General features: G+C 36.2%; 17 protein-coding genes. 14 read left to right on the top strand and 3 right to left on the bottom strand.

The annotated features are described in order from the left end of the window. Positions 1–168: 168 nt before the first annotated feature. On the top strand, positions 169–507 hold the full coding sequence (locus tag ACTJIP_RS21900; RefSeq protein ID WP_077413984.1) for a hypothetical protein: 339 nt from the start codon (positions 169–171) through the stop codon (positions 505–507). A 51-nt stretch (positions 508–558) separates the two neighbouring features. Here ACTJIP_RS21900 and panC read toward each other — a convergent pair whose 3' ends face one another. Further along, positions 559–1407, bottom strand: a complete 849-nt coding sequence (gene panC / locus ACTJIP_RS21895; RefSeq protein WP_180565210.1) for a pantoate--beta-alanine ligase — start codon at positions 1405–1407, stop codon at positions 559–561. Positions 1408–1578: 171 nt separating this feature from the next. Between panC and ACTJIP_RS21890 the strand changes: the two genes are divergently transcribed. The 9 genes from ACTJIP_RS21890 (at position 1579) to ACTJIP_RS21850 (ending at position 12255) form a co-directional block, all read left to right on the top strand. Further along, positions 1579–2349 carry a glycogen/starch synthase gene (locus ACTJIP_RS21890; RefSeq protein ID WP_180565211.1) on the top strand — a complete coding sequence of 257 codons (771 nt, stop codon included), beginning with the start codon at positions 1579–1581 and terminating at the stop codon, positions 2347–2349. Between the two features lie 13 nt (positions 2350–2362). Continuing rightward, positions 2363–4003, top strand: coding sequence for a DUF4270 family protein (locus tag ACTJIP_RS21885; RefSeq protein ID WP_440705095.1), 1641 nt, complete (start codon positions 2363–2365; stop codon positions 4001–4003). Positions 4004–4040: 37 nt separating this feature from the next. Then, the gene (gene glmS, locus ACTJIP_RS21880; RefSeq protein WP_077413988.1) at positions 4041–5894 is read left to right on the top strand and encodes a glutamine--fructose-6-phosphate transaminase (isomerizing); all 1854 of its coding nucleotides are present in this window, start codon (positions 4041–4043) and stop codon (positions 5892–5894) included. Positions 5895–6002: 108 nt separating this feature from the next. Further along, complete coding sequence (gene gldK, locus ACTJIP_RS21875) at positions 6003–7427, top strand: gliding motility lipoprotein GldK (RefSeq protein WP_047382406.1); 1425 nt, start codon at positions 6003–6005, stop codon at positions 7425–7427. Positions 7428–7480: 53 nt separating this feature from the next. Continuing rightward, positions 7481–8179, top strand: coding sequence for a gliding motility protein GldL (gene gldL / locus ACTJIP_RS21870; protein ID WP_047382408.1), 699 nt, complete (start codon positions 7481–7483; stop codon positions 8177–8179). 53 nt (positions 8180–8232) lie between these two features. Beyond that, on the top strand, positions 8233–9822 hold the full coding sequence (locus ACTJIP_RS21865) for a GldM family protein (protein ID WP_077413989.1): 1590 nt from the start codon (positions 8233–8235) through the stop codon (positions 9820–9822). Between the two features lie 22 nt (positions 9823–9844). After that, positions 9845–10783 (top strand): gliding motility protein GldN, encoded by a 939-nt coding sequence (gene gldN / locus ACTJIP_RS21860; RefSeq protein WP_077413990.1) that lies wholly within the window; start codon positions 9845–9847, stop codon positions 10781–10783. A 140-nt stretch (positions 10784–10923) separates the two neighbouring features. After that, positions 10924–11958 (top strand): NAD(P)/FAD-dependent oxidoreductase, encoded by a 1035-nt coding sequence (locus tag ACTJIP_RS21855; protein ID WP_077413991.1) that lies wholly within the window; start codon positions 10924–10926, stop codon positions 11956–11958. Between the two features lie 36 nt (positions 11959–11994). Further along, on the top strand, positions 11995–12255 hold the full coding sequence (locus tag ACTJIP_RS21850; protein WP_077413992.1) for a SemiSWEET transporter: 261 nt from the start codon (positions 11995–11997) through the stop codon (positions 12253–12255). A gap of 69 nt (positions 12256–12324) precedes the next feature. Here ACTJIP_RS21850 and ACTJIP_RS21845 read toward each other — a convergent pair whose 3' ends face one another. Both ACTJIP_RS21845 and ACTJIP_RS21840 read right to left on the bottom strand, forming a co-directional pair. After that, positions 12325–12759: an META domain-containing protein gene (locus ACTJIP_RS21845; RefSeq protein WP_440705094.1), complete on the bottom strand. Its 435-nt coding sequence runs from the start codon at positions 12757–12759 to the stop codon at positions 12325–12327. A 37-nt stretch (positions 12760–12796) separates the two neighbouring features. Further along, positions 12797–13189: a multicopper oxidase domain-containing protein gene (locus ACTJIP_RS21840; protein WP_077413994.1), complete on the bottom strand. Its 393-nt coding sequence runs from the start codon at positions 13187–13189 to the stop codon at positions 12797–12799. 627 nt (positions 13190–13816) lie between these two features. Here ACTJIP_RS21840 and ACTJIP_RS21835 point away from each other — a divergent pair. From ACTJIP_RS21835 to ACTJIP_RS21820, 4 genes are all read left to right on the top strand, one after another. Continuing rightward, complete coding sequence (locus ACTJIP_RS21835; protein ID WP_077413995.1) at positions 13817–14203, top strand: hypothetical protein; 387 nt, start codon at positions 13817–13819, stop codon at positions 14201–14203. Positions 14204–14349: 146 nt separating this feature from the next. Continuing rightward, a complete protein-coding gene (locus ACTJIP_RS21830) occupies positions 14350–15432 on the top strand; it encodes an efflux RND transporter periplasmic adaptor subunit (RefSeq protein WP_077414248.1) in 1083 nt (360 codons plus the stop codon). A gap of 21 nt (positions 15433–15453) precedes the next feature. Next, positions 15454–18645, top strand: a complete 3192-nt coding sequence (locus ACTJIP_RS21825) for an efflux RND transporter permease subunit (protein ID WP_428169160.1) — start codon at positions 15454–15456, stop codon at positions 18643–18645. Further along, positions 18617–20074 (top strand): TolC family protein, encoded by a 1458-nt coding sequence (locus ACTJIP_RS21820; protein ID WP_180565216.1) that lies wholly within the window; start codon positions 18617–18619, stop codon positions 20072–20074. The genes ACTJIP_RS21825 and ACTJIP_RS21820 overlap by 29 nt, the downstream gene beginning before the upstream one ends. Positions 20075–20307: the final 233 nt, after the last annotated feature.

The following is a 20307-nucleotide window of genomic DNA, read 5'->3' as shown; positions in this document are numbered from 1 at the left end:
TAGAGCAATACACTTTTAATGTATGGGTCCTGGGTTCGAATCCCAGCCGGGTCACAAGTTTACTGAAAAGTAAATTTTTTTCATATTAATATTTTGTGATTTGGTGTTTCAAAGGCTTCCTTCAGGAGGCCTTTGATTTTTTTGTATTCAATCTAATGATCATAAAATATGAGTGATATTAATATAATTGATGAGGAATTAGCATGGATGATAGTTGCCGGATTATTGTCCGCAGCAGTATTCTTTTTAATCTTTTTATATCATGTTATTGTTGCTCACATCAAATCCAATAAAGAGAAAATAAAATTTAAAGATACCAGATCATATGGTTATATCATAGGAGGAGGAGCTGTGATGGGCTTTGAATTCTTTTGTTTACTATTGCTTTTAGTCAAAAATAATAGTGTTCAAGAGATTGTAACTCTGCTGTTCACAGTGGTGTTATTCCTCTCTCCTGTAATGATTGGGTTGATTGGTTTTTATTACAATAGATCAAAAAAACTCTGACGTTGCCATCAGAGTTTATATCTTATAAAAAGTATGCGTTCTTGTATAATATTAATCTAAATGCATATTGTCAATTAATCTTACACCATCCACAACTACTACAATAAAGGCTCTGAATTTTCTGTCTTTATAGAAGAAGTCAGTTTCCTGCAGAGTGTTTTCATCGGCAATCAGGAAGTATTCCAGCTTCATTCCCTGTTGGTTGTCGAAAATATCTGTTACCCTTTCCTTTATTTCCGGTATTGTAACGGTTCTGAACCAATCGTTTACTTTTTGTAAAGTCTCATAAATGACTTTAGAAGCTTCTTTTCGGTCTTCATGAAGTCTCTGGTTTCTTGAGCTTAATGCCAATCCGTTTTCTGCTCTGTAGATGGGAACTCCTGATATTTTAACGGAAAGATGCTTTTTATCTACCATCTTTTTAATAATAGCAAGCTGCTGAAAGTCCTTTTCTCCAAAATAAGCATTGTCAGGCTGTATCTGTCTGAAAAGCTCTTCTACAACAGTTCCTACACCATCAAAATGTCCTGGTCTGGATTTTCCTTCCATCTCATTTTCTAATCCATCGAAATCATAACGCTGGCTTTCAGTTTTTTCAGGGTAGATATCTGCTACCTCAGGGATGTAAACGGCATCTACAAGACCTGAAGTTTGAAGAATAAGAATATCTCTGTTAACATCCCTTGGGTATTTTTCAAGATCTTCAGAATTGTTGAACTGGGTTGGATTTACAAAAATTGAAGAAATAACAAGGTCATTTTCTTTTCTTGCCTCTTCATACAGAGAAAGATGGCCTTTATGTAAAGCGCCCATAGTAGGTGCAAAGCCAATTCTTTTCCCCATTTCTTTCTGTCTTTCAATAAAATCCTGAAGGACTTTCCTGTTTTTTATAACTTCCATAGTTTATTTTAATGCTATTTCAAAAATACTAAAAATATCGTATAATAATATGCACTTTTAATAATTTGGAAAAGGGAATTTTCGTAAAAAAATGTTAATTAAAATAATGTTGGATGTTTTTTTGTAATTTTGCACATTAAAGCATTTTTACAAAAATTAGATAGAAAGTTTATGCCGAATCAAAAAATACTGTACATTACTACAGAGATGTATCCATATCAGGAAGATACCAATATGGCTGCAGTGGTAAACAAAATGGCACTTAAGATGCACCAAGAAGGCAATGATGTAAGAGTTTTTATGCCAAGATTTGGACAAATAAGTGAGAGAAAATTCCAACTTCATGAGGTGATCCGTCTTTCAGGAATGAATATTATTATCAATGACCTGGACCAGCCTCTTATCATTAAAGTAGCGTCTCTTCCGGGGGAAAGACTTCAGGTTTACTTTATTGATAACGAAGAATACTTCAAAAGAAAACAATACTATTTTGACGATGAAGGAACTCCTTTCGAAGACAATGACGAAAGAGCTATTTTCTTTGCCAGAGGAGTTATTGAAACCATTAAGAAATTAAATTGGGTACCTGATGTAATTCATTTGAATGGATGGATGGCTTCTTTTGTTCCAATTTATCTTAAAACTTACTACGAATCAGATACTTATTTCAAAGACGCAAAAATTGTACTTTCTCTTTACAATGAGAAAGATGCAGACCTGGATAAAAAGATCGACGAAAAACTACAGTTTGATAATATTTCAGGATTAAAAGCGTTAGATAACCCAACAATTAAAAGTTTTGTTATCGAAAGTATGAACTATGTAAATGCTGTTGTGAAAGGTGACGAGTTTCTGGATGAAGACCTGGATAAGGCTTTCAATGAAACCTCTACTGAGAAGTCGGAATATCTTGACATAGATTCTATAAATCAACTTTATTAAAAACACATTTTTAATGACTCATAATCTTAAAAGGACCTTCGCCATGCTTTTATTGGCGATTTTCGGAAGTACAATCCTTTATAACTGTGAACCGGATCCGGATTCTCTTGGTGAACAGTTGTTCAACGATGATGCAGCACAGGGTAATGAAATTGCATATCCAGTTATCGCATACAATTATAGCAACAATGATTCAATCAGAAGTGATGCTGCCAGATTAATCAGCGGGGTGAATGAATCAGGTGCGGCTTCATATGTTGGTGTTCTTGGAGCTTTTACTGAAAGCCAGTTTGGAATGCAGAGAGCATCTTACGTTACTCAGCTGAGAATGCCGGTAGATAATTATGATTTTAATGGTGCCAATCCAAAAGTAGACTCTGTTGTTCTTGTAGTAAGACCACCAGCGAATACTGCAGCGAATACCTATTTCTTTGAAAGCGATTCATTAAAAACAAATACATTTGAGAAAAGTGATTTTCCAGTAGATGGAGTGGCTACAGCCGTTTCAATTGAGAAGAAAACTTATCCTGTTCGTAAATACGGTAAAATAGGCGGTGGTTCAAAATCAATGAAAATCAATGTACACGAAGTGACTACGTTCTTAGATTCAAATGATGATAAGTTCAAACGTTCCAATGCGGGTACGAGTATAAGCACTGGTGAGTTATTAGGATCAGGAGTGTTTGATGGTAACATTAACTCCCTGTCTATTACTAAAAAATCTGACAACTCAGTTGTATTTACAGGAAACCTGGGATTCAGAATGAAGCTTAGCAATACAAACTTTTTCCAGACTCATATCCTTGATAAAAAAGGAAAACCTGAACTTCAGGATGCTGCTAACTTTATCAGATATTTTAAAGGAATAAAAATTTCTGTAGATGAAACAGATAAATACCTTTATCAGTTCTCTCCGAATGACCTGCAGCTTATTATGTATTATAAATATGATAAAACTGACAACGGAACAACAACAAGGCCACAAACAAATCTTGTTTTCAACCTAGGAGGTTCTAATGCTCATATCGGACTATATGAATACAACAACGCCGGAACTCCTGTCGCTAATGCTTTAGCGGCAAGCAATTCTTCTGAAGGTGATGAAAAGCTTTATATTCAGGGAATGGGTGGTCCTTCTGTAGTTATGAAAATTAAGGATGAGACAATTGCAGACCTTAAGAAGATCTATGTTGAAAAGAAAGCAGGTATTTTAAGTGCTAAGATAAGAGTATATGTAGATCCTTTAAGCTGGAAGAATACGAACTCAACAGAAGATCGTAAGTTTACACTTTTAACGAATCCATTGGTTAGCAATACGATTGATTTCTCAAAGCTAGCATATACATCAGACTTATCAACAGGACTTGGGTTATATAATTACAACAAGGATAAAGATTACTATGATATTGTAGTAACAAAAACAATCAAGGATCTTGTTGAAGGAGTAAAAGATAGTGATGGGAAGTTAATTGAGAATAAACCATTAGTAATCAGTGCTGGAACATTTGCAACAAATGCTACAGGAACCCTTTTAGGAGTTCGTAATACAACTAGAGCATTTGATATGAACAGAGTTATTTTGACAGGTATAGATAAAACGAATACCAATCCAAAAAGAATCCAGCTGATGGTGACTTACGCTACAAAAAAATAAATACAATAAATACAAAATACACTAGACAAAATATAATATGTGCGGAATAGTAGGATATACAGGTTTTCAAGACGCTTACGAAATTGTAATTAATGGTCTTAGAAGATTAGAATATAGAGGGTATGACAGTGCCGGAATTGTTTTAGAAAGTCCAGGTAACAAGCTGGAAGTAGAAAAAACAAAAGGTAAAGTTGAGGATTTGGTGAATATTTCGAAAGAATTAAAAGGGAAGTTTAAAATTGGAATGGGACATACCCGTTGGGCAACCCACGGAGTTCCAAGCGACAGAAACTCCCATCCGCACTTGTCAAACAATGGAAAAATTGCAGTTGTACATAATGGTATTATCGAAAACTATGATACCATTAAAACAATGCTTACGGAAAAAGGGTTTACTTTCAAATCAGAAACTGATACAGAAGTATTGGTAAACCTTTTTCAGTATTTTATGGATATTAATCCTGAAACTGATTTCCCGACTGCAGTAAGATATGCATTGAATGAAGTATATGGAGCGTATGCAATTACTGTACTTCACGAAGATTATCCAGGAGTATTGGTAGTGGGAAGATTAGGTTCTCCTCTGGCAATTGGAATCGGAGATAAAGAATACTTTATTGCATCTGATGCTTCTCCTTTCGTAGAATTTACGAAAGAAGCTATTTATCTTGAAGAAGGACATATGGCAACAATCTCTCTTGAAAATGGAGTAGATATCAGAACCATCAATGAAAACTCTAAAATTGAGCCGGAAATTCAGGAGCTTAAGATGAGCCTGGAGCAGATCGAAAAAGGTGGATACGAGCATTTCATGCTTAAAGAAATCTTTGAACAGCCTAAATCTGTACACGATACAATGAGAGGAAGACTTCTTTTAGATGAAGGAGTTATCAAAATGGCTGGTATCTGGGATCATGTGGAGAGATTCAAAAATGCCAACAGAATCATCATTATTGCTTGTGGAACTTCATGGCATGCAGGTCTTATCGGAGAATATCTGATAGAAGAATATGCAAGAATTCCTGTTGAAGTAGAATATGCATCAGAATTCAGATATAGAAATCCAATCATTACTGATAAAGATGTGGTGATCGCAATTTCTCAGTCCGGAGAAACAGCTGATACGATGGCTGCTTTAAAACTGGCAAAAGAAAAAGGTGCATTTATATATGGTATATGTAATGTTGTAGATTCTTCAATTGCAAGAATTACAGATGCTGGTTCATATACACATGCCGGTCCTGAAATTGGGGTTGCTTCTACAAAAGCATTTACTGCACAGCTTACTATTCTTACTTTAATTGCATTTAAATTAGGAAAACACAACGGAAACTTAGGAAACGCTGAATTTATGAGCTTAATTGCTGAGCTTGATGCTATCCCTAAGAAAATTGAAGATGTGCTGAATACGACCCACGAGCTGACTCAAAATATTGCAAAAGACTTTGTGAAAGCTACAAACTTCCTTTATTTAGGAAGAGGATACAATTATCCGGCTGCCCTTGAGGGAGCATTAAAATTAAAAGAAATTTCTTACATCCATGCAGAAGGATACCCGGCTGCAGAAATGAAGCACGGTCCAATTGCCCTGATCGATGAAAATATGCCAATTGTAATTATAGCACCTAAAAAAGGTCACTATGATAAGATTGTAAGTAATGTTCAGGAAATTAAAGCGAGAAAAGGTAAAATTATCGCTGTAGTGAATAAAGGAGACCGTCAGGTGAGTGAAATGGCAGATTATGTTATTGAAATCCCTGAAACTTCAGAATGTTTCTCACCAATCGTTGCTTCCGTACCTCTGCAACTGCTTGCTTATTATATTGCAGTATATAGAGGGGCAAACGTAGATCAACCGAGAAACCTTGCAAAATCTGTTACCGTGGAATAAAAAGTTGTTGTAAATAAAATAAATTTAGATTTCTTCCGTTATTTCAAAAAAAATCTTAAAAGTTTCTTAAAAAAATTATATATTTACGGCTTAATTATAAAAATTAACATGAAAAGGATATTTCTTTTATTATTGTCTGCGTCGGTAGCATCGGTATCTTGTTCAGGTGGTGGCAGCTCTTCTGTGGGGAAGCCAGGAACAAAAGGAGAATTGATACCAAGAGAAAAAACTAAATCATTTGTTGCGGAAAGACCATACGGAATGGTCGCAATTCCTGCAGGTTCATTTGTTGCTGGTTTAGCAGACCAGGATCCAACAAATACTCCTGAAAAAGCAGCATTGAAGACAGTTACTGTTTCTTCTTTCTTCATGGATGAAGCAGAAACTACCAACTCGGAGTACAGAGTATTTATCAACTATGTAAGAGACTCTATTGCGAGAACTTTACTTGCCGAAGCTGCCGGAGAAGGTGGTGATGAAGGCGGACGTAAAGGAGCTGCAATAGGAGATTACGCATATCTTGCTAAAAAAGAAGAAAATTTAACACCTTATCAAGAATATATGGAGGGCCAGGGTGGCCGGGAAGACGGAAGTTATGATGCCAGCAAAAGGTTAGATTGGAAAATCCCTTTGCACTGGAGCACAACAAAATATCCGGATGTAGAATACGCAGAAGTTTTAGAATCTCTGTATCTGCCTTCTTCTTCCAGAATTGGAAACGAAAGAATTTTAGATGTAAGCAAGCTTAAATATACTTACCGTTGGGGAGATATGGATGCCGCTGTTGCAGATAACGAAAGAGGAGCTAATTACCTGAAAAGCGAAAGTATCGCGATCTATCCTGATACTACAGTTTGGGTAAAAGATTTCCACTTTGCTTACAATGAGCCATTGTTTGAACAGTATTTCTGGCACAAGGCTTACAAAGACTATCCTGTTGTTGGGGTAACCTGGGATCAGGCAAGGGCTTATTGTAACTTCAGATCTAAATTGAAATCTGATTACAACGAAAGTTTAAAAAGAAAAAAACAAAAACCATTAGTGTTCCGTCTTCCAACAGAGACTGAATGGGAATATGCTGCAAGAGGGGGAATGCAAAATGCTACTTACCCTTGGGGTGGTCCATATTTAATGGATGACAGAGGTTGTTACCTTGCTAACTTCAAACCGAAGAGAGGTAACTACATGGAAGATGAGAAAAAAGGTACTTATACATATACAGCTCCAGTTAAGAAATTTAAGAAAAATGGGTTTGGGTTATTTGATATGGCTGGAAACGTTTCTGAGTGGACATTATCTTCGTTTAACAATTCATCAGCTGGATTCACTTCTACATTAAATCCTTCTACTAAGGATAAAAAAGATACGAAGAAATCTGTAAGAGGTGGATCTTGGAAAGATATAGGATATGCACTAATGACAGGTGCTAGAGATTGGGAAAGAAAAGATTCCGCAAGAAGCTATATCGGATTTAGAACTGTACAGGATATTCCTGAAGCAGCTGTTAAGCCAAGAAGAGTTAACAGAAATTAATCAGACAATTTTTCAATAACAATTTTATTTAACATTAAAAAAACTAACTCAATATGTTTAAGACTAAAGATGCTTGGATGAATTTCTTTTATTCATTCGGTGCTGCAATTGTAATTCTTGGAGCTTGGCTTAAAATTACTCACATTACCTTGGGACCAATTAACGGTAACATCGCTCTTACCGTGGGACTTATTACTGAGGCGATTATCTTTATCATTTTTGCATTTGACCCTCCAAAATCTGAAGAGTCTTATGCTTGGGAAAATGTTTATCCTGAATTATTAGATAAGCATGCTAACCCAAATCCATTACACTCTAATGTATCTTCTAGAAATAACAATGCTGCAGCTCAATTTGCAGAATTAGAAAATTCTCTTTCTACCAAATTGGACAAAATGCTTGAGGATGCTAGATTAGATGTTCAATTATTTGAAAGATTAAGAACAGGAATTGATAAATTTTCAAACTCTGTTGATCAGATCAATCAAACTGTTGACGTATCTGCTTCTACTCATAAATATAATGACCAATTAAATAAAGCTGCTCAGCATATGGAAAGCATGAACGCTCTTTATGCAATGCAACTTGAAAGCGGTAAAAAACAATCAGAATTTGCTAACAAATATGTAGCAGATATGCAGAAATCTGCAGAACACTCTGAGAAATTCAATCAAGAGCTACAAGGTTTAACTTCTAATCTTAATAACTTAAATAGAGTTTATGGTGGTATGTTAACTGCTATGAAGTCTTAATTCCTAACCATTTCTAAATTTAACTATTTAATCAAAAAAACAAAGAAAAGAGAATGGCACAAGGAAAACAGACCCCTCGTCAGAAGATGATCAACCTGATGTATTTGGTGTTCATCGCGATGATGGCCCTAAATATTGATGCAGAAATCATCAGATCATACTATGACTCTACCAGAGCATTGAATGAAACCAGAACTTTAACAGAAAAAAAGAACGAGAAGATCTTTGAAAGAACGCTGGAAGCTAAAGCTCAGCAGGTTCCGGATACTTACGCTCAGCCTTGGGCTCAGTACAAAGTGCTGAAAATCAAAATTGATGCGTTGGTAAAATCTTCTCAGGATATCAAAGATTTGTTAAAAAAACAATCTGAGTTTCACGATAAAGATAAGGACGGAAAAGATATTGACGTAAGTGAAAACTTTGCTGCACTTAACAACAATGAAGCAACTACTGAATATTTCTTCAAAGAAGGAGATGAAAATACTCCATCAAAGAATGCATTAGATCTGAAAGCTAAAATTGATGATGTAAGAAACTATATCAATGCTACTTTTGGAAGCAATGGCCAGTTACAGGATTTAGTGGCAAGAGCTAACAAGTCTCTTATTGCGGAGTATCCTAAAGGGACTTCTCCAAATGAAAAGACTTGGTTCCAGAATAAATTTTATCATCAGCCGCTAATTGCTGCAATATCTAATTTGGAGATTATCCAAAATGATGCCAGAAACGTTCAGTCTGATGCATTGGCACTATTACTTCAGGAAAAAGTAGATGCGAATATCAAATTCTCAAGCTACGAACCTATCGTTTCAGGTCCGGTTGATATCCAGGCAGGAAAACAAGCTGAAGTAAAAGTAATGTTAGGAACTTATTCTAACAGCAATAAAATCAGCATCTCTGGTGTAAGCAAAGTAGAAAATGGTAAAGGTATTACACAAATTTCAGGTTCTGGAATTGGTGAACATAAATTAGGAGGTACAATTACATTGACTGATGCTACAGGTAAGCCACAATCTTTCCCTTGGACGCATACTTATAATGTAATCGCAGGACCTAGAGAAGTAAAACTTGAAAAAGGACTATTGCTTTCTGCTGATAAAATGAATGTAATGTATAGAGGACTTGAGAACCCTGTTTCAGGATCAATCTTAGGTGCTGACAATTCCAAACTTTCATTATCTGCTGCGGGAGCTACTGTAAAAGGTAAAGGTCCAGGTAAATGGGATGTAACGCCTACTACAGGAAATGTAGTTAAGTTAACATTATCAGGAACAGATCCATATGGTAAGACAGTTTCTCAAGTATTTGAATACAGAATTAAGAATATTCCTAGACCTCAGGGTCAGATCAGAGGTAAGGCTGTAAACTTTATGCCGGCAGGTTCTATCCCTAACCAGATTGTATCCGCTACTTTACCTGATTTTGACTTCCCTGTTTCATTCACTGTAAATAGCTTCATTATCAAGCTTCCAGGAAAAGCAGGTACTCTGATTCAAGGTAGTTCACTAACAGGAGCAGAAGGTATGCTTAGAAACCTTAGACCTGGTGATGTAGTTCAGATCTATGATATTCAGGCTACGGCTACAGGATTGGGTAACCAGAGACTTAAGGAAATTTCACCTGTAATTATTAATGTACAATAAGGTTAATTTGTAAAATCATATTATGAAAAAATATATTAGCACCCTTTTAGTTTTAGTTTCGGGATTTGCATTTTCCCAGACTATTCTGAATGCTGCTTCTCCCGAAGAATTTAGACAAATGAGATCTGAATCTATGAGAAAAGCAGGGGATACTGTTATCAGCAATAAAGTAAAGCCTCTTGAATATGGTTTCGTTGATGACAAAGATATTTACAAGAGTATGTTTGTTTGGGAAATCATTGATATGAATGATAAGATCAACCAGCCATTCTATTATGACAATCCGGATGGTCTTCTTTCTAGCTCTACAAGATCTTTATATCAATTATTACTTGATGGAGCTCTTAAAGGTGACATTAAGGAAGTGTATGATGACGAAAACTTTGTGACTAGACTTACACCTGAAGCCATTCAGAAAAGACTGGAAAGTATAAGACTTGACGAAGAAGCGATCGATATTCTTAACTCTGGAAGAACACTTACAGAAGACGAGAAAAAAAGATTAACAGATATCATCAGAACTACAACTGATAAAGTAAAAGTTCTTAAAGTGATGGGTATGTGGTTCATCGATAAGAGAGACGGTCAAATGAAATACAGACCTCTGGGTATCGCAGCTATGGGGCCAGATCCTACATCTGTTGGAAGAATTGGTCCTGACGGTCAGCCTTTAGCTGGTGCCGATGAATTGATCGACTTATTCTGGATTTATTATCCAAGCGCTCGTGATATTTTAGCAAACAATTATGTTTTCAATAGAAAAAATTCTTCTGCCGATCTATCTTTTGATGATATCATCAATGCAAGAAGATTCTCTTCTATTATCTATAAGTCTTCAAGCGGCTTAGGAGATGGTACTATCAAAGACTATATTCCTAAAAATGCTGATGAACAGCTGGAAGAAAGCGATAGAATCAAATCGCAGATTCTTGACATGGAAAATGATATGTGGAATTACTAGATTTCACTTGATATTTATAGAAAACCTGAGTATTTTTACTCAGGTTTTTTTTATTATGAAATCGTCCTTTGCTTATTGCTAATCAATAATCAATGATATAGGCGGTTATATATGACCTTTAAATAAATGAAATTTCTCATATGAAAAATGTAGATTATATTATTGTAGGAGACGGATATGCAGGACTTTTTCTGGCTCATCAGCTAATTAAGAACAATAAGTCCTTTGTGATCTTTTCTGAAGGAAGAAAAAGTGCTTCACAGGTTTCAGCCGGAATTATCAATCCTGTTGTTCTTAAAAAATTTACCACATTCTGGAAAGCACAGGAGCAAATAGACTTTCTTAAAGGCAGTCTTAAAGAAATAGAATCTTATACCGGAGAAAACTACCTGATCAATGCTCCCATACATAGAATTTTTCATGATGAGAATGAACAGAATCTTTGGTTAAAGAAATCAGGAAATGAAGAATTATCAGCTTTTCTTGATAGAAATTTTGATCGCTTAAATGGGGTAAAAAACGATTTTCAGACGGGAAAGGTGAATCAGTCTGCCAGGCTTAATGTTAATGGTTTTTTTAGTGGTCTATTCAGTTATTTGGAAAAAAATGATCATTTAGTAAAAGAAAGATTCGATTATACTCAATTGAACCCTTCTGAATCGGTTTATAAAGATTTTTCTTTCAAAAATATCATTTTCTGTGAAGGAATGGGAGTGAAAGATAATCCATACTTTTCTGAAATAGCAGTGATTCCCAACAAAGGACATCATATAAAAGTAAAACTTTCCCAACCGATTCAGGAAAATATCACCATTAAAAAGAAACATTTCTTATTTCCAACCGGAAACGGGCTGTATTTTTATGGTGGAACCTACGACAGAGATCAGCTTCATCATCATATTGATGACTCAGCGGTCACTCAATTGGTCAATGGGCTTTCTGAATTTTATCCCTATGATTTTGAAGTGGAAGAAGTACATTTTGGCTTCCGTCCTACTGTAAAAGACAGAAGACCAATCATTGGAAGACATGAAACATTGCATAACTTGTATGTTTTTAATGGAATGGGTGCACGTGGTATTCTGAATGGATGCTATTTTTCACGGGATCTGTTCCATTTTATTGAACAGGGTACCCCATTGCACGAAGAAGTTTCTTCAAAGAGGTTTCAATAGCATATCTTAGTGTAAAGATTCAAAACTATAAAATATATGGACGAAAATATATTAGGTATCATTGCCGGTTTTCTTACTTCTGTTTCGATGATTCCGCAGCTTGTAAAGGTGATCAGAGAAAAGAATGTAGAAGATATTTCTCTGGTCATGCTTCTTGTTCTTATTTCAGGACTTTCGCTGTGGGTCTGGTACGGGATAAAAAAAGATGAAATGCCTATTATTTTATCCAATGGATTTGCTGTTCTGGTCAATATCAGCCTTCTGATCTGCTATTTTATTTACAACAAAAAGAAATAGAGTCTAACACATAAAAAAGACGCCTCAGAAATGAAGCGTCTTTATTTTTTTTATTTAAGTGAAATACGATTATTGAAGAACAAATTTGGCTAAAGGAGCCATTCTTGCCTTGTTTAAAGTAAGAGTATTTCCATTTACAGAGTAATTATCCGCAGCAAGGATAGCTTTTGTAAACTGGTTTTCAATATCCAGATCTTCACAAGCCATCATAGTAGACATTCCCTGATGGAATTTTATTCTCATGATTTCAGGTTTGATCTCGAAAGTTCCTCCTAATCCGTTACATCCGGCGTGGCCTTCATATCTCATTCCATTCATATCAAGTTTGAAATAAGGATTGTTTTTAGGATTTTTAAGATCAATCGGTTTCCCGTTAAGCTCTGTCAGTTTCCATGTTTTTCCAGTAATATCAGGAGTCGCTTTTTGTGCGTTTTGTGTTTTACATGAAACAACAAGAAATGTTGCAATAACAAGTGCCGATAAATAGTAATATAAACTTTTCATAATGCTTATTTTTTTAAGATGAATGCTATTCCTTATGCTAATACGATGCCATTTTTGCGGGGCCAGACTCTTTTTTTGCCTGTTTAAGATGGAACAGAACCATGTCTACATTCTTTTTAAGAAAAGTTATATTTCCCTTAATATCAGAATATTGATACTCTTCATTGGAGGCTGTATACTCAGGTAAAGCATCACTTTTTTTAAGGTCAAAAGTTTTACCGTTTAAATGTATAGTTGCGGTATTTTTAGTGTTGTTGATCGTTACTTCTATCTTTTCTCCATAGCTGTCAACATACACATCTTTGAAAATTTCGTCTGTGTTTTCGGGTGCAGCAGCGGTAATGGTTTCAGCTTCTTTTCCGGGATGTTTACACGCTGTTAGGGAAAGAATGGTCAATCCCAGAAGGATTGGTGGTAATAATTTTTTCATAGTGATAAGTGATTTTAAAGTGTTTCATGAATTATGATGTTAATGCCTTATAAATTTACAAATATTTTTAATAAATATGTGTTAAATTTTCATAAACTAACAGAGAGTTAAGATTTTGTCTAATTTAACTCACTGTTTTTTGAAACATTATTCACGAAACAGAAAGTAATAGTTATTGTAGAAAATTGAGGATAATCGTTGTTAATTCGGGAATTTTAAAGGACTTATTTTCAATAGTATAATGTATTTTTTTTCATTTGTTGTGTAAATTTTCGGCAAAAATAATTCAAAAAGAAGAGAGTAACAATAAGTAAATGTTAATAATTAGTAATCATGATAAAGTTTAGGTTTGATTATGGAAATTTTTAAAATAGAGTTCCAGGCCATTAAAATGTTCAAAAAAGTAACAACTTAAAAATTAAAATTTCCTTAATTCAAAAAAAATGGCTTGATTTTTGAAAATTGAAACTTGCACAGATGAGATGTCAGAATTGCTCGAATTACCCTTGAATAAAGAAATGTTTAATGTTTATTATATTTTTAGATTCAGGTAATTTAAAGGATAGTTAAATTTTGTTAATCCATGATGATAATATCATAATCTGGGTGTACATTTGCCACTTCAAAATGAGAAACTTTATAGTATACTTTTTAACTGGTCTTTTTCTGCTCTTTGTAGTAGAAAGTAGGCTCGACGTTAAAACGCTTCGAAATGACTATTCCGGTCATGTTTCTCATCATATACCGAAAAGAGCCAACCGTCTTAACCAGACTTTTGAAAAACTCTCTGTTCAGCAGATGGCTGATACTGTAGACAACTCCACATTAGAACTTGCTGAAAATGATTTCCAGTTATCTGACGTATGGCAGGTTATTGTTGTTTTTGCAGGAGTTTTCAGCCTGGTTTATATTTTTGGATTAAAAAGCGATAAACGGTTTAGACCGGATATTCATGGCTTTGTCTTCGGTCTTACAGCCAAAAGATTCATTCTGATCCGTTCTATTAGAATTTAAAATTTTCTCAATCTATTCTTTTTCTGCCTGATTTCAGGTAGAAATACTTTGCGTTGTGTATGCTGGTAATCATCACATCGTACCTCTTTTATTACCGTTTTATTTCTATCAAAACATTAACGATTTATATAAACTCTAGAATTATGATAAAGAGAGTTGCTTCGGGAATTGCGCTGAGTGTCCTTCTGTTGGCGGTTGGCTGCAATAAGAAAAAAGAAGAAAAAGAAGAAGTTACCGTATTTCCGGTGACGTCCCCTGTAGTAATGGATACTGTAATCAACAAAGAATATGTTGCTCAGATTCAATCCGTAAAAAACATTGAAGTAAGAGCTCAGGAAAAAGGTTTCCTGGAAAAAATCTTTGTAGATGAAGGACAATACGTGCAGGCGGGACAGACATTATTCCGAATCATGCCTAAACTGTATCAGGCAGAATTATTAAAAGCAAAAGCAGAGGTAGAACAAGCTTCTATCGAACTGAAAAATGCAAGTACATTAGCAGGAAACAATATTGTTTCTAAAAATGAAAAAGCAATGGCAAAAGCCAAGCTGGATGCTGCCAATGCAGAAATGAAACTGGCTCAGATCCATCTTTCATTTACTGATATCAAAGCGCCGTTCTCTGGTGTTATCAACAGAATTCCTTTGAAACTGGGAAGCCTGGTAGATGAAGGTGATTTGTTGACTTCATTGTCAGATAACACAAGTATCTATACTTATTTTAACGTTTCTGAGCCGGAATATTTAAGCTATCAGACTCACGCTGCAGACAGAGGAAGCAATCAGGTATCCCTGATCACAGCGAACGGAGAAACCTATTCGCAGAAAGGAGAGATCCAGACTATTGAAGGAGAATTTGATAATGAAACAGGTAATATTGCTTTCCGAGCCAAGTTCCCAAATCCTGATAAGCTTTTGAGAAATGGAGAAACAGGAAAGATCCGGATGACAATGCCTGTTCACAATGCATTAATTATTCCACAGAAAGCTACTTATGAGATTCAGGATCAGAAATACGTATTTGTTATTGATAAAAACGGAGTCGCTAAATCCCGAAATATCAAAATTGCTTATGAACTTCCGGATCTTTATGTAGTAGGTTCAGGAATATCAAAAGGAGATCAGATCCTTTTGGAAGGAGTTCAGAAAGTGAAGGATGATCAAAAGGTGAAAACAAAATTCCAGGATCCTAAGAAAGTTCTTCAATCATTGAAATTAAAAGCAGAGTAGTGGTCTCTAAAATGAAGTAGTATGTTTAAGAAATTCATTCGCAGACCAGTTCTGTCTATAGTAATCTCATTGATTATTGTATTTATGGGGATATTGTCATTGGTAAAACTTCCTGTGACGCAGTTCCCATCCATTTCTCCGCCTAAAGTAAATATTACCGCAGAATATCCCGGAGCTAACAACGAATTGTTGATTAAATCCGTAGTTATCCCTTTAGAAAGAGGGTTAAACGGAGTTCCAGGTATGAAATATATGACCTCGGATGCCGGAAATGACGGGGAAGCTTCCATTCAGCTTGTATTTGATCTGGGGACAGATCCCAACGTAGCTGCGGTAAATGTTCAGAACCGTGTATCTTCAGTAGTGAACAAACTGCCGCCTCTCGTAGTACGTGAAGGGGTAAAGATCACTCGTGAGGAACCTAACATGTTGATGTATATTAACCTGTACAGTGATGATCCTAAAGCTGACCAGAAATTCCTTTTCAACTATGCAGATATCAATGTAATGTCTGAATTGAGAAGGGTAAGCGGTGTTGGTTTTGCCGATATCCTGGGAACCCGTGAATATGCAATGCGTATCTGGCTTAAACCTGATCGATTAACGGCTTATAATATTTCAGCTGATGAAGTAATGGAATCTCTGAATGAGCAGAGTTTGGAAGCTTCTCCGGGTAAAACGGGAGAAAGTTCCGGAAAACGCTCTCAGTCATTCGAATATATATTAAAATATTCGGGTCGTTTCAACAACGAAAAAGATTATGGAAACATTATTCTAAAAGCAAAGCCGGACGGTGAGTCTGTAAGACTGAAAGATGTTGCAGATATAGAATTCGGAAGTTCCATGTATGATATTTATTCCACATTGAACGGAAAACCATCTGCGGCAATTACAGTAAAACAATCCTACGGATCTAATGCAAGCGACGTTATCAAAAACGTAAAAGCATTGATGAAGGATCTTGAAAAAAATAATTTCCCTAAAGGCATGCATTATGACATCAGTTATGATGTTTCCAGATTCCTGGATGCCTCTATGGAAAAAGTAATTCATACTTTGTTTGAAGCCTTTATTTTGGTTGCTATTGTGGTATTCCTATTCCTTGGAGACTGGCGTTCAACTTTGATTCCGGCACTGGCTGTTCCTGTTTCATTGGTAGGAACATTTGCGGTGATGTCCGCTTTTGGAATTACCCTGAATATGATTTCGCTCTTTGCCCTGGTAATGGCGATCGGGGTTGTAGTAGATGATGCGATTGTGGTAATTGAAGCCGTTCACGCCAAGATGGAAGAAAAACATCTTTCTCCATTGAAGGCAACAGAAGAAGCAATGCACGAGATCAGTGGAGCAATTATCGCAATTACGTTGGTAATGGCATCTGTATTTATTCCGATTGCATTTATGTCGGGACCGGTTGGAGTATTCTACCGTCAGTTCTCTATTACAATGGCCTCATCCATTATTTTATCAGGAGTTGTAGCACTTACTTTAACACCGGCTTTGTGTGCGTTGATCTTAAGAAATAACCACGGAAAACCTAAAAAGAAAACTCCGATTACCATATTCCTTGATAAATTCAATAATGTATTTACAAAAGGAGCTGGAAGATATGAGAAGATGCTGAATAAAACAGTGACGAAGAAAACAATTACATTACCGTTACTGTTAGCATTTTGTGCCTGTACATATTTCCTCAGCAACTCTTTGCCATCTGGATTTATTCCGGCTGAAGACCAGGGAATGATCTATGCAATTATTCAGACTCCACCGGGATCTACGTTGGAAAGAACCAATCAGATTGCCAAAGAACTTCTTAGAGAATCTGAAGATATTGACGGTGTACAGTCTGTTTCTTCTCTTGCAGGATATGAAATTTTGACCGAAGGTACCGGATCCAACTCCGGAACCTGTCTGATCAACCTTAAAAGCTGGGAGGACCGTAAAGAATCTGCTGCAGAAATCATTGAAAAGCTGGAAGAAAAAGCCAAGAATATTCCGGGAGCCAATATTGAATTCTTCCAACCGCCTTCCGTTCCGGGATATGGAGCTGCCGGAGGGTTTGAACTTCGTTTACTCGATAAAGCAGGAAGCGGAGACTATCATAAAATGGAACAGGTGAGTAATGACTTTGTGAAAGAACTGAAGAAACGTCCGGAACTTGGATCGGCATTTACATTCTATTCCGCGAGTTTTCCACAATATATGCTTAAGATTGATAATGATCTTGCAGAACAAAAAGGAGTAACCATTGAAAAAGCGATGGATAACCTATCTACATTGATTGGGTCCAACTATGAGACGAGTTTCATCCGTTTCGACAGACCTTATAAGGTAATTGTTCAGGCAGGACCTCAATACCGTGCTTTACCAACGGATCTGTTGAAACTGTATGTTAAAAATGATAAAGATCAGATGGTTCCCTACTCAGACTTCATGAGATTGGAAAAAGTATACGGACTGTCTGAGATCACAAGACATAATATGTATAACTCTGCAGAGGTGAGTGGAACTCCGGCACCTGGATACAGTAGCGGACAGGCGATTAAGGCTATTCAGGAAGTGGCAGATAAAACACTTCCAAGAGGTTTCGGTATCGACTGGGCGGGTATTTCCAAAGATGAAGTAAGCCGTGGAAATGAAGCGGTATTTATCTTCCTTGTGTGTTTAGGATTTGTTTATCTTATCCTTGCTGCTCAGTATGAAAGCTTTATTCTTCCGTTACCGGTGATCTTATCACTTCCTACAGGTATTTTCGGAGCATTTTTATGTTTAAAACTTTTAGGGCTGGAAAACAATATTTACGCACAGGTAGCAATGGTTATGCTTATCGGACTCTTAGGGAAAAATGCAGTGTTGATTGTAGAATTTGCTGTACAGAAAAAAGCAGAAGAAGGAATTTCTGTGGCAAAGGCAGCTATTGAAGGAGCCGCAATTCGTTTCCGTCCGATTCTGATGACATCATTTGCATTCGTTGCCGGATTGATTCCATTGGTTATTGCAACAGGTCCGGGAGCAATCGGTAACAGGACAATTGGTACTGCAGCGGCAGGAGGAATGTTGATCGGAACTATTTTCGGATTGATGATTATCCCAGGATTATATTACATCTTCGGAACTATTGCAGATAAGTCCAGATTGGCAAAATATGAAGAAGAAAATCCTTTAACAGAACAAACCGAACCTTATGAACATGATGGAAAATTTGAAGACTAAAAATATAATCACAGCCATTGCCTTATCACTTGTTCTTGCAAGTTGTAAGGCGCCAATGGCGACTGTCATAAAAGACGAGGTAAAAGACAATATTCCTCAGAATTTTAATCAGGAAGAACAGCAGGATGCAAATAACAATAGCGGAACAACTCCATGGAGACAGTTCTTTACAGATCCAAACCTGGTAACCCTGATTGAAACAGCTTTAAAAAATAATCAGGAACTATTAATCACTCTTCAGGAGATTGAAATTGCTAAAAGTGGTGTTTTAGCTAAAAAAGGTAGGCTTACCCCAACTGTTTCAGCAGGAATAGGAGCAGGATTGAAAAAAGCTGGCCGATATACCAGTGAAGGAGCTGGTGATGCTACTACAGAAATTGAACCTGGAAAGGAAATGCCGGATCCGCTGGGAAATTTTGAAGCGGGATTAAATGCAAGCTGGGAGATTGATATCTGGAAAAAACTCAGAACCGAAAAAGAATCTGCAGTGGCCCATTATCTTTCTACTGTGGAGGGTAAAAACTTTGTTTTGTCTAATCTTATTGAAGAAGTTGCTGATAATTACTATGAATTGCTGGCTCTTGATAATCAGTTAGATATTATACAGCAGTACATCAAGCTTCAGCAAAGAGCATTGGAAATTTCCAAAATTCAGAAGGAAGCTGCTGCAGCAACGGAACTGGCGGTGAAGAAATTTGAAGCAGAATTGGCGAAATCCAAAGCTGCAGAATATACAATCCGTCAGCAGATCACGGAGAAGGAAAACGGAATTAATGCTTTGTTAGGAAGATATCCACAACCGATTGTTAGAACAAAGGAGAATTTTATGTCTACGATTCCTCCAACGGTTTATACGGGAATTCCGTCACAATTGCTGGCAAACCGTCCTGATATCAAGCAGGCAGAATTGGAATTAAAGGCTTCAAAGCTGGATGTAGAAGCAGCAAGAAAAGAGTTTTATCCCTCTCTGGAAATTTCTGCGACATTAGGACTCGAGGCTTTCAAACCATCCTATCTTGTTAAATTACCTGAATCCATTGCTTACAATCTGGCAGGTGAATTAGCAGGACCATTGATTAATAAAAGTGCGATAAAAGCTAATTTTCAGACAGCAGATGCAAAACAGGTTCAGGCATTGTACGAATATGACAAAACCATTTTGAACGCTTATCTGGATGTTGCCAATCTGATGTCGAAAGTTAAAAATATAGATCAGTATTATCAATTGAAATCTCAGGAAACTAAAGCCCTGGATCAGTCTATTGATATTGCCAATCAGCTATTCCGTAATTCCAGAGCTGATTATCTTGAAGTTCTTTTGAACCAAAGAGATGCGCTGGATGCAAAAATGGAACTGATTGAGGCAAAACAGAAACAGCTCAGCACAGTAGTTGACATCTATAAAAGTTTAGGTGGAGGCTGGAAATAAAACATCATAATTCTATCAATAAACAGTTAATGTTTTTTGGAAGGGTCAATTCTTTTGAGTTGACCCTTTTTATTTTTAATGCGACAAGTTCTGTCGTTATCCAGAGATAATTTTGCATCAGGACAAGGCAAATATCAATATAAATAAAGTGAATTTAATAATAAGCAGTATGATTTACAACATACCACATGAAAATGATTTTTATATCTTAAAAAGTGTTAAATTCGCGAAGT

It is taken from the genome of Chryseobacterium sp. 22543, assembly GCF_052044565.1.
In the GTDB taxonomy this organism is placed as follows: domain Bacteria; phylum Bacteroidota; class Bacteroidia; order Flavobacteriales; family Weeksellaceae; genus Chryseobacterium.
This window is presented reverse-complemented; position numbering and strand designations above follow the sequence as displayed.